Source organism: Nocardioides sp. URHA0032, from assembly GCF_000620645.1.
Taxonomy (GTDB): domain Bacteria; phylum Actinomycetota; class Actinomycetes; order Propionibacteriales; family Nocardioidaceae; genus Nocardioides.
Map to the genome: position 1 here is coordinate 263,656 of NZ_JIAV01000021.1, position 10,213 is coordinate 273,868.

The following is a 10,213-nucleotide window of genomic DNA, read 5'->3' on the forward strand; positions in this document are numbered from 1 at the left end:
GCAGCCGCAAGCTCCTCAGCACCGTCACGCCACGCGCCCAACGTCACGACCACGCGACCCGGCTGCTGGAGACGGACAGCGCCAGTGGGTGCGGCGTACACGAGGCCACCACAGACGGCGATGCGGTCCGCATCCACGGGGATGCCGCCGATGAGGGCGAGGAGGGCGTCACGGGGCGTCATGCGGTCACCGCCAGCGACATGCCCGCGACGTGACGGTCGTGGACGCCACTCATGTAGCGGTGCAGAGCATCGGCGGCGTACTCGCCCGTTCGCTCGCAGTGCGCCGCCATCGCTGGCAGCAGCACCTTCCGGCGTCGCTCCATGTAGGCGATGCACTCGCCGCAGTTGTGATAGGTGCTCAATGTCGTACCCTTCTCTTGGAGTTCTTCTCTGCGCCCCGTCGGGTCACGTCCGACGGGGCTTCTTCATGTGGTGGTGCTCCCCGCCGCCAGCGAGCCAATGGGCTTACGGCCGACGGCGAGGAAGTCAGGGTCGGAAGATCGCCGCGAGCAGGACTGCCCAGGCGGCAACGGGGGCGCCGACGAACGCGATCCAGCGGACGGCGGTCATGCGTCGCTCCCCAGGTAGGCGCGGGCGACCGTGAGGGCTCGTTGTTCCATGTCGCGGAACAGTTGGCTTCCGTCGGTATTCAGCGGACGACCGTTGTGAGCGGCGACCATGTCCAGCGCCCCTCGACCCGCGGCGGCGAAGTCCAGCCAGTCCGCTACGGCGATCAGGAACGAGTCGTCTCCGTGCGCCTGTCCGAACTCGACGTCATGTCGGACCCGAGTGGCCGCCTGACGCAAGACCTCGGCGCTCATGCAGCACCGCCGTCGAGCACGCCGTCGCACTCCGCGTGGTAACCGCCGCGCTGATCGAACCCGAGCTCATCTACAACGAGGCGCAACGGCCGACGCTGGATGCTGCGGGCGCGCTTCGAGAGGCCACCGAACGAACGCCGCAACGTGTCCTCATCGTCGGGGAAGCGCGGGGTGGCGTTCGGGTCGTTCGTCCGGGTGGGGTGCTCGGCAAGCCAGGTGAGCATCGCTTCGGACTGCGGGTCAGGGGTGGTCATGAGGACTCACCGGGCGAACTGCTTACCTCGACGTCGTAGGGGCAGAGGTGCTCACCCTCGTGGCCGGACGGGAGGATGCAGGGCCTCGGCGGCCCGGGGACGTAGTGGTTCCCGCGCTTGTCGGCGTGAGGCTCGCCCTGTCTGCCGACAACGATCTTGCACGGGACGTCGGTGTCCTCGCGCCCCTCGTCAGGCTTTCCAGGGGAGTCCTCCTCGATGCGGTCCCACTGGATGAGGCAGCCGTCGCACCACGCAGCACCGTCCTCGATGGTCACGTCCTCGCCGCAGTGACCACACTGCGGCCACGGGATGTGCAGGGACGGCAGGCGGTCGTTGACCGTGATGGTGCGGACCTGCGCAAACTCGGCCGTGTGCTCGCTCATGCCGCCACCGCCGAAGCTGAGACCCAGCGGTAGATCCGATGGCCATGCGCCGACTCACCCGTGCTGTCGTCGTCACCGCACGACTTGATGACTCCCGCCTTGCGCATCGCCGTGAACGTCGCGCCAACCACGCCACCGACAACGCCATGCAGCGACCTGGCGTCGTTCGCGGAGAAGGGGCGACCCGTTGCCGCGAGCTGACGGATCGCCGCCTCGACCTTCGCGCGGTCGTCGGGGTGCGCTGCGGTCGTGATCGCCTGGCCGGAGAACTTGAGTCGCTCGCCGGCACATGCACAGCCCTGAGTGCGGGGGTGGTAGCCGCATCCGGGGCAGCGGTTGGGGAGCGACTTGAGGTAGTCGTCGAGGGAGAGGCGCGGGGGGTTCATGCGAGGTCGGTGGCGCAGAGCCGGTCGAAGCATCGGGACGGCTTGGGGCCACCCGTTCGACCGTTCGCCCGAACCCGGATCTCCCCGGACTCGTTCAGGTCGTGCCGGGCGCGGTGATCGGCGTGGTCGCTGGGGACGATCTCGGCGTCCTCCCACCGGAGAGCGACGCGGGTGGCAGCAACGCGCTTGCCCTCGTCATGCTTGACGGCGACTTCCTGCATCTTGCGCGGCACCGCGTCGCCGGTCCATCGCACCTTGTAGGACTGGCCGTCGCGGGAATCGACAAGGACGACCGTCAGGTACGCCTCGCCGTTGCGGGTGCGACCGAACTGAGGCTTGCTCTTCTGGTGAACCGACAAGGTGCCGCCGGGGACCGAGATGTCGGCGAAGTTCTCGCGGGCGTCCTGGGCGATCCGACACTGGAAGCGGAGGTCGTTGGGCGCGCCCTGTCCGTTGTTCAGAGCATTGGCGAGCATCTTGCGCTCCCAGGCGGGACGGGCCTCCTGTCCCTTGATGGCGAAGCGGACGACTCCCTTGATGCCAGCGATGGTGCTCATTGGTCGTTCTCCTTGAGTGTGGTCAGTGCGACGGTGAGGATTTCGATGAGTCGGCCCTTGGCGCGGGGCGAGAGGGTGGCGACGTTCTCGGGGGTCAGTGAGCGCTTGACGATCGAGCCGAAGGCGTTGATGAGCTCGGCCTCTTGGTGGGCGCGCTCGGTGGTGCCGGGAGTGCTTGCTCGGACCCGGCCGGCCGTGACGGTGGTGCGGACGCGACCGTCGAGACCCTCGGTCTCGCGGACTACTGCTCCATTTGGAGCAACCGCCGCGAGGTCGCGGGACACCTGCGCATTCCCGATTCCGACGATCGGTGCGATTGCGCGGTGGCTCATGCCCTGGTCGGCGAGATGCGTCACCAACTCGCGGCGCTCGTCCCGCGCCAGCCGTAGCGGCTCATCGGAGAGCACGTCGGACAGGTACGCCGTCCACGACTTGTAGCCGAGGGCAACATGCGCCGCGCCGGCCCTGGCCTCGTCGACCAGTTGCAGAACCTTGGCCTTCGCTTCGGTGTAGTTCGTGGCCGCGATACGGATGCGCTCGGTGAGGCGGCGAGCGTCGTCGGCACCCATCGGCTCGATGAGTTCACCGGTCTCCGTGTTGACGAGGCTCATGACGCCTTCTCCGTCGGCAGGGAGGCGACCCACTCGTCGAGGTCGACGGCGCGGAACACGAGCTTGTTGCCGACGTAGTGGCCGACGAGGTCACCCCTTGCCTGGGCGGCCTTGATCGTGGTCTCGCCGATCCCGGTGGCTCGGACGGCGTCGGCCATCTTGTAGGAGACGGCCGCGAGGGCGAGTGAGGTCATCCCGTCGCCTCGAGTTCGTTGGCGCCGTGCGGGTTGGAGAGGAGGACGCGGCGGTCGGTGATCGAGAACGCCGACAGGAGGGCGTTGAAGACCTTGGGCGACACTCGCGTGGAGTGGCCGAGCTCGATCTTGGCGATGTAGGGCCGCTGGACACCGATCTGTGCGGCGAGCGCCTGAACGCTGAGGCCGTCTCGGATCCGCAGCTCCCTGACGACGAACCCGTTGATCTCAACGGTGGTCTTGGTGGCTGGCATGGGACCAGTTAAGCACGGCTAGGAACACATCGCAACAAGTAGCACCAGATCGCGCGAAATGGCCTCTGACGTGCAGTACTACAACCATGTGAGTTGGCTTACTTACCTAGCCTAAATTGGGGGTGTTCCTGACGGCAGGTAGATGTTCCTGAGCGTTCCTGCCACGATGTGGACATGGATCTGAACGAGTCGCAACGACGCGACCTGGCTGCTCGCATCGAGCGAGAGCGTGTGCGCCAGTTCAAGGGCAATCGCCGGAAGGCGTACTCCGCGGCCGGCGTGAACTCCACGACCTGGACGAAGGCCGAGAGCCCCAACGAACCACTTGCTGAGCGGACCATCATCGCGATCGTCAGCACCCTCTGGCCGGAGACCGGCGGCGACTGGCGGCTCATCGACCCGCCCCTCAAGGACGGAGGCGAGCCGCTCCTCACGCCCGAGGTGCTGGCCGAGCTGGAGAAGTTGAGTCCCGGTCCTCGCGAGCAGATCCGCGCAGTCCTGGAAGAGGACGAGCGTCGCCGACAGGCCGAGCGGGAGAGGGGTGCGTCGTGATCGAGACACCCCCGCCAAAACGACGCCTCGTGGCCGGAGCGTAGGAGCCAGGGCCACGAGGCGTCTTGAACACGAGACTAGCGCCGCACTCCCGTAACGGACGGAGTGCGGCGCTAGTTGTCTACCTGTACCTAAGGGCAATCAAGGGGGCTGTCGGCGGAACCGATTAGGTTGCGGGACGCCCTCGACGGACGGGGGGACAACTGGGGTCAAGCACGTCTTGGGAGAGTGACTGCCAATGTTCAACCGTTCCATCACCATCGACTGTCTAGCCGCTTGGCTCTGTTGGATCGGGGGGACGCTCTTAGCCTTCGGCGACATGCTTGACTTCACCCCAGATGACTCCGGCTTCCTAGGGATCGTCGCCGTGGCGTTCGGGCATCTGATCGCGGTTCAGAAGGCGCATCGCCAGATGGAGCATCGCGAGCAGGTGGCGTTCGATCTCGGCAAGGAGTCGGTGCGGTCGATCCGCTAGACCACTCCACAAGTGTCCCCCGGTGTATAACGGGCCGACGTAACGTGCGCGCGTGCCGAACATGCCCGCGACGCCGCTCATCGCGTTCCGGGCGCCAGATGACTTGCGGGAAGCGCTCGAGCGGATCGCGCGGGACAGAGGAGAGACCTTGTCCGACGTGATCCGCCGAGCATGCCGCGACTACGTGCGGCGCTACCCGGTCGGCGACGTCTGACCGAGTGCACGCCAGTCCATAGCCGCACCGATCGCGGCGGTGGCCTCAGTGACTCGCGCATCGGACGTGTGGGTGTAGACCTCCTCGTTCACTGCCCGCGAGGCGTGGCCGATGATCTTCTGGCGCACGTCCACGGGGTAGCCGAGCTCGGTCAGGATCGTGTTGCACGTGTGTCGCGCGGAGTGGCGGTCGACGTCAGGGAGGCCGACCGCGCGGAGCAGACCGTCCCACCAGCGCGAATCGTCGGACGGGTCGATCGGGCGCCCGAGGTCGCGGGTGAAGATGAGCCCGCACATGCCCGGCTCGTGGGTCTCGAGGTAGGCGGCCAGGGTGTCGCGCAGCAGTGGCGGCATGGTGAACTCCCGCCAGCCTGCCCGTGACTTCGGCCGGGTGAGGTAGAGCCCGCCCTCGACGTGCTGGACCTCTTGGCTGTCGGGGATGTCGAGGTGCCGCCGAGTGCAGTTGCCGCCGCGCTTGCGACCACAGGGCCACACGCCACCGGCCTTCTCTCCGCAGCCGTGCTCGAAGTCGAGGCGCTGGAGCTGCCACGCGATCGTGATACTTCCGGTCGTCAGGTCGATCTCGTCGCTCGTGACGCCGAGCCGCTCGGCGGGCCGTGGGCCGATGAGCAGCGCAACGGCGGCCATTGCGAGATCCCGCGAGACGGTGCCGTCGCCGGAGTCGCACACGGCCAGGAGGTTGCGCGCCTGTCCGCTGTCAAGGTACTTGACCTTGTGGACGCGCTTCTTGGGTGCGTCGATGAGGGCGCACGGGTTCCGCGCGATCTTCCCCTCCCGCTCGGCGTCGCGCAGGATTACCGAGAGCACGCGGTGGGCGCCGAGGGCCGTGGTCGAGCTGAGGCCCTTCTCCTTGGTGATGTAGTCGCGGAGGCGGGCGACGTGCGCTGGGCCGATCCGGTCGACCTTGACGTTGCCGAGCGCCGGCCGGATGTAGTTCTCGATCTTGGATCGGTAGCTGGGCCGGGTGCTGACCTTGAGCCGTTCGGCGTAGCGCTCCCACCAGGTGTCGAGCCAGGTCGACAGGGTGGGGGATGAGGTCGAGAGGTCGCCGGAGCGCTCGAGCTTCTGTCGGACCTTCTGGAGTTCCTTGACGGCGTCGGCGTACTTCGCGCGGACGATGACCTTGCGCCGGCGAGTGCCGTCGGGGCCAGCAGGGAGCGGGACGGCGACGACCCACATGCCGTCACTCTCACGCTGATAGAGGCCGCCCGTGCCCCGCTTGCGCCGCTCCGTCTTTCCCATGGCTCCAGTCTACGGCATGACGTTAGCCAAACGTTAGCCAATCGCATGTCCCCACAACGGGTCATATGGCCTTGTTCTGAGCGTGATTGGGGATTGCTAGGCGCCACAACCAAGGACTCATAATCCTGTGAAGATACTAGCGATTCACGCTCAAAATGAGGAGGGACGTTAGCCCAAACGTTAGCCATTAGATTCTTGGGGTGGTAGCTCAGTCGGTTAGAGCAGACGACTCATAATCGTCCGGTCACGGGTTCGAGCCCCGTCCACCCCACTCTCGGGTCGCCGATCCGCTGCCGCCGGCCCATGTAACAACTTCGCATCGCTTCACGCATTCACTAGACGGGGTGTCGCGCCACCCTGAATGGTTCCCCCTTGCCGCACCTCGCGGCCAAGTCCACTGAAGGGGGACATCATGAAGCGCAACACGAAGATCGGTCTCACGGTCGCCAGCATCGCTACGGCCCTGGTTGTGACGGGCGGTACTGGCGCGGTCGCCGGGCAGCTCATCACCTCGCACCAGATCAAGGACGGCACGATCCGGACGGTCGACCTGTCTGACGGTGTGCAGAACAAGCTCGACAAGACGGGGGAGCGGGGTCCGCAGGGCGAGCCGGGCGAGACTGGTCCGGCTGGCGCGACTGGTCCCGCGGGTCCGGTTGGTCCGAAGGGTGCCGACTCGACGGTTCCGGGTCCGGCGGGTGCGCAGGGTCCGGCTGGTCCCAGTGGCGCTCCCGGTGCGAACGGTGCGAACGGCACCAACGGTCGCGACGGGCTCGAGGGTGCGGTCTACCGTTCGCTGACGTACAGCAATGGTGGCGGCGGTTCGGCCACGGTCGCGTGTGACGACGACCCGGCTGTCTCGCAGACGTTCACGGCGATCGCGGGCGGTGTGCAGGGCGGCACGGTGGAGACGCAGGATGACGGCTTCGTGGTCAACTCGTCGTTCCCTGGCCGCATGGATTGGGACACGGGTCTTCCGAAGGCTGACCGGCTCGATGGCTGGATCATCCTCGGCAATGGCGAGTACACGTCGACGCTGACGGTGTGGGCGCTGTGTGTGCCGACCGCGAGCATCCCGGTCGACGCGGATGTGCTCGACAACTGAGCCCCCTTCAAAGGGAACCGGACGCCCCCGCAGACTCCCAAGCTCTGCGGGGGCGTTCGGCTGTCTCAGCGCTTGTCGAGCTGGTTGATGTAGTCGCGCAGGAAGCGGCGGATGGCGGTGGAGAGGTCTTCGCCTCGGTCGGCTGCCTCGTGTAGCGCCGCGTCCCAGAGTTCGTCGTCGATGCGGATGGCGTGGCGCTTGGTGCCCTTCCCTGGCATGTGGCGAGTGTGGAGCCCGGTGTCGCGCCACCCGTCTGTCGGCGTCTGGGTTACCGAGTTCGGGGCATAGCGAAAAGCCCCCAGCCGTCACCCGAAGGTGAAGGCTGGGGGCTTCAATGGGCCGACTTCAGGTCAGACGGCAGTACCCATCGCGTCGCGCCACACGGTGCCGTCGCTGTAGATCGGCTTGGACAGCGTCGTGTCGTAGATGCACGCGCCGACCCCGGAGGTTGACGCGGAGGGTCGCAGGGCAGTGGTGAACGCGCCAGTGCGGACGACGCCGGTCGCCTTGATGTTGCCGACGACGTCGAGCGGTTCGGTCGGTGCATTCTTGCCGACGCCGAGCTTGCCCATGACGTAGTTCAGGTCGGAGGCGCCATCGGAGGCGATGCCGTAGCCGGTGGTCACGCCGGTGACCTTCTTGGCTGCGACCTTCACCCCGTAGGCGGCCGTGATCGCGGAGCCGGCCGCGACCGTGGAGGCGGTGGAGTTGAAGTCGACAAGGGTTCCGACCGTGGCGGTGCCGTTGACTCGCACCTGGGAGAGAATCCCCGAGAGCGTGGTGACCGCGACCGTGCCACCTGTGCGGGCCGACGCTTGGATGGCGGTCAGGGTGCCGATCGTGCCGGACCCGGACTTGTTCGCGAGGCCGTTGAGCCCGGTGAGGGAGGACACGTTGTTGGTGCCGATGTCGGTGGCGTTGAACTGGACCGCTTGGACGTTCCCGGCTGCGGGCGCGATGCCTGACGCCTGGAATGAGTTGAGGATGATGTTCGTCGTCAGGTCGGTGGCGTAGGTGCTCAGGGCGGTGCCGATGGAGCCGGCAGCCAAACCGGGGGGACCGATGTAGACGGAGCCGGTGTCGCTGACGGTGACGGGGACCGGCGAGTCCTGTAGCAGCGTGCCGGTCGTGCCGTCGAAGCGCGCCAGGGCGTTGTCGGTGGAGCTAGCGGGGCCGGTGACTGCTCCGACCGGGGAGGTTCCGGCGGGTCCGGTGGCCCCGGTAGCCCCGGTGTCACCCTTGGGTCCGGTCGGCCCAACGGGACCTGCGGGTCCGGGTTCACCCGCGGCGCCAGTGTCGCCCTTCGGTCCCGCGGGTCCGATCAGCCCAACCTCGGCGACCGTGACGACAACCTCGGGGGCGGGCTCGATGGTGACGACGACTTCGGGCAGTGGCGGCTCGACGACGACCTGGACTTCACTCATCTGTGGCCGCCGTGGTGGTGGGCGCGATGGTCAGGGTTCCGTGCAGCACCCGCAGACCGAGCGCGTCGGTGGCGCCCGTGTCGGTGACGAGGATGTCGTAGTTGCCGCCGACGAGGGTGCGTGTGTCGGCTCCGGTCAGCGTCAGGTCGATGACGATGTCGTTGCCGTCGAAGCTCGCTGCCAGGAAGGGTCGGAGGTCGGCCTTGAGCGGAGAGGTGATCTGGCGTCCGGCGCGAACCTGTGAGCGGACCTCGAAGTCAGCGAGGTTCGCCCACAGGTTCTTGCCGTCGGTGATGCGGATTCGGCGGGAGTAGGGAACCCCGGCTTGCACGTCGAGGGGGGTGGGGTCGGCCATGCCGGGGCTCCTTGGTGTCGTTGGCTTACGTCGCGCTGAGTTAGAGCAGGGGCTTAACTGCCCGCGCCACCCGTCGCCGCCGAAGCGTCCTCGACCTGAGCGGCGGCGAATGTCGGCGTGGGCACGTAGCCGATCGGGGGCTCACCGGACAGGGCGCGCTCGTACTCGGTGAGCGAGATCCACTTGCGCGTCAGGCAGGTGTCGAGCGTCGCGACGGTGACGACCGGGTCGTTCTCGTAGAAGCGGCACAGGTAGCGGAACCCGAGAGCAGTGGCCATGTCACATTCCCATCAGTAGGTCGAGCATTTCAACGGTCAGGTCGGTGAGTTCGTCGACCTGGGCTTGGATGAGTGACGCCGCGCTGGGTGTCGGGTGGGGGGTGTGTGCGTCGACCGCGGCTTGGAGGGTGGCCTCGTCGATGTCGGCGGTGACGGTGGTTTCGGTGTCGCCGATCGCGACGGTGATGCTCGCGACGCCGAGCTCGGCGGTGAGCTGTGGGGGGTCGATGGGCCGGGGGGTGGTGACCGTGCTCATCAGGCGCTCCAAACTTCGATAAGTGCTTGGCCTTCGGCGGTGGTGCCGGTGCCGCCGTAGGAGGTGGTGGTGGTGGCGGTGGAGGCGTTGGCGTGCATCCACCTGTAGGTGACCGACGCCCCTGGGGTGAGGCCGGTGATCTTGACCCGGTGGACGACGCGGGCGGCGGTGACGGCCGCAGCGACCCTGCCTGTCGACGCAGCGACCACAGTGCCGGCGATTCCGACACCCCACATGGCGGGATTGCTGCTGGTCGTGGTCACTGCGCGGGCACTCAGGGACACGATGACGGCGCCGGATGCGGGGACGGTGAAGGTGATGCTCAGGTTGGTGGCGTCGACGTCGGCGTAGGTGGTCGTGGCGTTGGTGACGTTGGTGGCCGAGGCCGGGTTGTAGGCGGTGGACGCGAGGAGTTCTGTGGCGCCGCCCGCTGGAGTGGCGAGGGTGCCGTCGTCGCGGACGAACTTGGTGCCGTCCGGGGTGCCGGTGGCGAGACGGGCGACGGGCAGCACGCCGCCAGTACCGAGGAGCGGGATGTCGCCGGACGCGGTGCCGGTTCTGAGCCCGGAGTCCTTGATGATCTTGCCAGTGGTGCCGTTGAACGCAACGAGCCTGTTGTTGACCGCTGTCGCAGGACCCGTGACGTCGCCGACTCCCGACCCGTCCGCACCATTGACCACCGTGAATGTGGAGGTGGTGGCGTCGGTGTAGGTGATCGTGTACGTGTCGGTCGTGCCCGCTGCCCCAGTGCCACTGGTGCGAGCAATCGAGGTGATGCCACGCCCGGCCGAGCCGTTGGACCCGTTGGACCCGTTGGACCCGTTGGACCC

At 67.3% G+C, this 10,213-nt stretch carries 20 protein-coding genes and 1 tRNA gene; 5 read left to right on the forward strand and 16 right to left on the reverse strand.

Annotation, left to right across the window (positions count from 1 at the left end; translation table 11 throughout):
• Nucleotides 1–178: 178 nt before the first annotated feature.
• The 9 genes from N538_RS28525 to N538_RS0113620 form a co-directional block, all read right to left on the reverse strand.
• Nucleotides 179–364 (reverse strand): hypothetical protein, encoded by a 186-nt coding sequence (locus tag N538_RS28525; protein WP_155992102.1) that lies wholly within the window; start codon nt 362–364, stop codon nt 179–181.
• 204 nt (nt 365–568) lie between these two features.
• A complete protein-coding gene (locus tag N538_RS0113585) occupies nt 569–823 on the reverse strand; it encodes a hypothetical protein (protein ID WP_028637742.1) in 255 nt (84 codons plus the stop codon).
• Complete coding sequence (locus tag N538_RS0113590) at nt 820–1,077, reverse strand: hypothetical protein (protein WP_028637743.1); 258 nt, start codon at nt 1,075–1,077, stop codon at nt 820–822. The genes N538_RS0113585 and N538_RS0113590 overlap by 4 nt, the downstream gene beginning before the upstream one ends.
• Nucleotides 1,074–1,460, reverse strand: a complete 387-nt coding sequence (locus N538_RS0113595; protein ID WP_028637744.1) for a hypothetical protein — start codon at nt 1,458–1,460, stop codon at nt 1,074–1,076. Before N538_RS0113595 ends, N538_RS0113590 begins: the two co-directional genes overlap by 4 nt.
• A complete protein-coding gene (locus N538_RS25400; protein ID WP_051549272.1) occupies nt 1,457–1,846 on the reverse strand; it encodes a hypothetical protein in 390 nt (129 codons plus the stop codon). The genes N538_RS0113595 and N538_RS25400 overlap by 4 nt, the downstream gene beginning before the upstream one ends.
• The gene (locus tag N538_RS0113605) at nt 1,843–2,403 is read right to left on the reverse strand and encodes a hypothetical protein (protein WP_028637745.1); all 561 of its coding nucleotides are present in this window, start codon (nt 2,401–2,403) and stop codon (nt 1,843–1,845) included. Before N538_RS0113605 ends, N538_RS25400 begins: the two co-directional genes overlap by 4 nt.
• Nucleotides 2,400–3,014: a hypothetical protein gene (locus N538_RS27500; RefSeq protein ID WP_051549273.1), complete on the reverse strand. Its 615-nt coding sequence runs from the start codon at nt 3,012–3,014 to the stop codon at nt 2,400–2,402. Before N538_RS27500 ends, N538_RS0113605 begins: the two co-directional genes overlap by 4 nt.
• Nucleotides 3,011–3,208, reverse strand: coding sequence for a hypothetical protein (locus N538_RS25410; RefSeq protein WP_036570446.1), 198 nt, complete (start codon nt 3,206–3,208; stop codon nt 3,011–3,013). Before N538_RS25410 ends, N538_RS27500 begins: the two co-directional genes overlap by 4 nt.
• The gene (locus tag N538_RS0113620; RefSeq protein WP_028637746.1) at nt 3,205–3,462 is read right to left on the reverse strand and encodes a helix-turn-helix domain-containing protein; all 258 of its coding nucleotides are present in this window, start codon (nt 3,460–3,462) and stop codon (nt 3,205–3,207) included. Before N538_RS0113620 ends, N538_RS25410 begins: the two co-directional genes overlap by 4 nt.
• Nucleotides 3,463–3,636: 174 nt before the next feature.
• Between N538_RS0113620 and N538_RS0113625 the strand changes: the two genes are divergently transcribed.
• The 3 genes from N538_RS0113625 to N538_RS28010 all read left to right on the forward strand — a co-directional run bounded on the left by N538_RS0113625 (nt 3,637) and on the right by N538_RS28010 (nt 4,703).
• Complete coding sequence (locus N538_RS0113625; protein ID WP_028637747.1) at nt 3,637–4,014, forward strand: hypothetical protein; 378 nt, start codon at nt 3,637–3,639, stop codon at nt 4,012–4,014.
• Nucleotides 4,015–4,333: 319 nt separating this feature from the next.
• Nucleotides 4,334–4,489: a hypothetical protein gene (locus N538_RS0113630; protein WP_155992103.1), complete on the forward strand. Its 156-nt coding sequence runs from the start codon at nt 4,334–4,336 to the stop codon at nt 4,487–4,489.
• Between the two features lie 61 nt (nt 4,490–4,550).
• Nucleotides 4,551–4,703: a ribbon-helix-helix protein, CopG family gene (locus N538_RS28010; RefSeq protein WP_231496216.1), complete on the forward strand. Its 153-nt coding sequence runs from the start codon at nt 4,551–4,553 to the stop codon at nt 4,701–4,703.
• On the opposite strand, the gene N538_RS0113640 is transcribed toward N538_RS28010, so the two are convergent.
• A complete protein-coding gene (locus N538_RS0113640) occupies nt 4,682–5,965 on the reverse strand; it encodes a tyrosine-type recombinase/integrase (RefSeq protein ID WP_081790471.1) in 1,284 nt (427 codons plus the stop codon). The genes N538_RS28010 and N538_RS0113640 overlap by 22 nt on opposite strands.
• Nucleotides 5,966–6,162: 197 nt before the next feature.
• Between N538_RS0113640 and N538_RS0113645 the strand changes: the two genes are divergently transcribed.
• Both N538_RS0113645 and N538_RS0113650 read left to right on the forward strand, forming a co-directional pair.
• Nucleotides 6,163–6,236, forward strand: a tRNA-Ile gene (locus tag N538_RS0113645).
• A gap of 141 nt (nt 6,237–6,377) precedes the next feature.
• Nucleotides 6,378–7,070, forward strand: coding sequence for a collagen-like protein (locus tag N538_RS0113650; RefSeq protein WP_028637706.1), 693 nt, complete (start codon nt 6,378–6,380; stop codon nt 7,068–7,070).
• Between the two features lie 65 nt (nt 7,071–7,135).
• Here the strand turns inward: N538_RS0113650 and N538_RS28530 are convergent, their stop codons facing one another.
• The 6 genes from N538_RS28530 to N538_RS29040 form a co-directional block, all read right to left on the reverse strand.
• A complete protein-coding gene (locus N538_RS28530) occupies nt 7,136–7,288 on the reverse strand; it encodes a hypothetical protein (RefSeq protein WP_155992087.1) in 153 nt (50 codons plus the stop codon).
• A 132-nt stretch (nt 7,289–7,420) separates the two neighbouring features.
• The gene (locus N538_RS29520) at nt 7,421–8,494 is read right to left on the reverse strand and encodes a collagen-like protein (RefSeq protein ID WP_028637707.1); all 1,074 of its coding nucleotides are present in this window, start codon (nt 8,492–8,494) and stop codon (nt 7,421–7,423) included.
• Nucleotides 8,487–8,849: a hypothetical protein gene (locus N538_RS0113665; RefSeq protein ID WP_028637708.1), complete on the reverse strand. Its 363-nt coding sequence runs from the start codon at nt 8,847–8,849 to the stop codon at nt 8,487–8,489. Before N538_RS0113665 ends, N538_RS29520 begins: the two co-directional genes overlap by 8 nt.
• 53 nt (nt 8,850–8,902) lie before the next feature.
• On the reverse strand, nt 8,903–9,127 hold the full coding sequence (locus N538_RS0113670; protein ID WP_028637709.1) for a hypothetical protein: 225 nt from the start codon (nt 9,125–9,127) through the stop codon (nt 8,903–8,905).
• A 1-nt stretch (nt 9,128) separates the two neighbouring features.
• The gene (locus tag N538_RS0113675) at nt 9,129–9,383 is read right to left on the reverse strand and encodes a hypothetical protein (RefSeq protein ID WP_028637710.1); all 255 of its coding nucleotides are present in this window, start codon (nt 9,381–9,383) and stop codon (nt 9,129–9,131) included.
• A partial coding sequence (locus N538_RS29040; protein WP_028637750.1) for a hypothetical protein occupies nt 9,383–10,213 on the reverse strand: 831 nt, incomplete at its 5' end. The genes N538_RS0113675 and N538_RS29040, both read right to left, overlap by 1 nt.

What these genes read in the sequence shown, in the direction of transcription:
- N538_RS0113585 (WP_028637742.1), bottom strand. Translation starts at nt 823, where the DNA reads ATGAGCGCCGAGGTCTTGCGTCAGGCGGCCACTCGGGTCCGACATGAC.
- N538_RS0113590 (WP_028637743.1), bottom strand. Translation starts at nt 1,077, where the DNA reads ATGACCACCCCTGACCCGCAGTCCGAAGCGATGCTCACCTGGCTTGCC.
- N538_RS0113595 (WP_028637744.1), bottom strand. Translation starts at nt 1,460, where the DNA reads ATGAGCGAGCACACGGCCGAGTTTGCGCAGGTCCGCACCATCACGGTC.
- N538_RS25400 (WP_051549272.1), bottom strand. Translation starts at nt 1,846, where the DNA reads ATGAACCCCCCGCGCCTCTCCCTCGACGACTACCTCAAGTCGCTCCCC.
- N538_RS0113605 (WP_028637745.1), bottom strand. Translation starts at nt 2,403, where the DNA reads ATGAGCACCATCGCTGGCATCAAGGGAGTCGTCCGCTTCGCCATCAAG.
- N538_RS27500 (WP_051549273.1), bottom strand. Translation starts at nt 3,014, where the DNA reads ATGAGCCTCGTCAACACGGAGACCGGTGAACTCATCGAGCCGATGGGT.
- N538_RS25410 (WP_036570446.1), bottom strand. Translation starts at nt 3,208, where the DNA reads ATGACCTCACTCGCCCTCGCGGCCGTCTCCTACAAGATGGCCGACGCC.
- N538_RS0113620 (WP_028637746.1), bottom strand. Translation starts at nt 3,462, where the DNA reads ATGCCAGCCACCAAGACCACCGTTGAGATCAACGGGTTCGTCGTCAGG.
- N538_RS0113625 (WP_028637747.1), top strand. Translation starts at nt 3,637, where the DNA reads ATGGATCTGAACGAGTCGCAACGACGCGACCTGGCTGCTCGCATCGAG.
- N538_RS0113630 (WP_155992103.1), top strand. Translation starts at nt 4,334, where the DNA reads ATGCTTGACTTCACCCCAGATGACTCCGGCTTCCTAGGGATCGTCGCC.
- N538_RS28010 (WP_231496216.1), top strand. Translation starts at nt 4,551, where the DNA reads ATGCCCGCGACGCCGCTCATCGCGTTCCGGGCGCCAGATGACTTGCGG.
- N538_RS0113640 (WP_081790471.1), bottom strand. Translation starts at nt 5,965, where the DNA reads ATGGGAAAGACGGAGCGGCGCAAGCGGGGCACGGGCGGCCTCTATCAG.
- N538_RS0113650 (WP_028637706.1), top strand. Translation starts at nt 6,378, where the DNA reads ATGAAGCGCAACACGAAGATCGGTCTCACGGTCGCCAGCATCGCTACG.
- N538_RS28530 (WP_155992087.1), bottom strand. Translation starts at nt 7,288, where the DNA reads ATGCCAGGGAAGGGCACCAAGCGCCACGCCATCCGCATCGACGACGAA.
- N538_RS29520 (WP_028637707.1), bottom strand. Translation starts at nt 8,494, where the DNA reads ATGAGTGAAGTCCAGGTCGTCGTCGAGCCGCCACTGCCCGAAGTCGTC.
- N538_RS0113665 (WP_028637708.1), bottom strand. Translation starts at nt 8,849, where the DNA reads ATGGCCGACCCCACCCCCCTCGACGTGCAAGCCGGGGTTCCCTACTCC.
- N538_RS0113670 (WP_028637709.1), bottom strand. Translation starts at nt 9,127, where the DNA reads ATGGCCACTGCTCTCGGGTTCCGCTACCTGTGCCGCTTCTACGAGAAC.
- N538_RS0113675 (WP_028637710.1), bottom strand. Translation starts at nt 9,383, where the DNA reads ATGAGCACGGTCACCACCCCCCGGCCCATCGACCCCCCACAGCTCACC.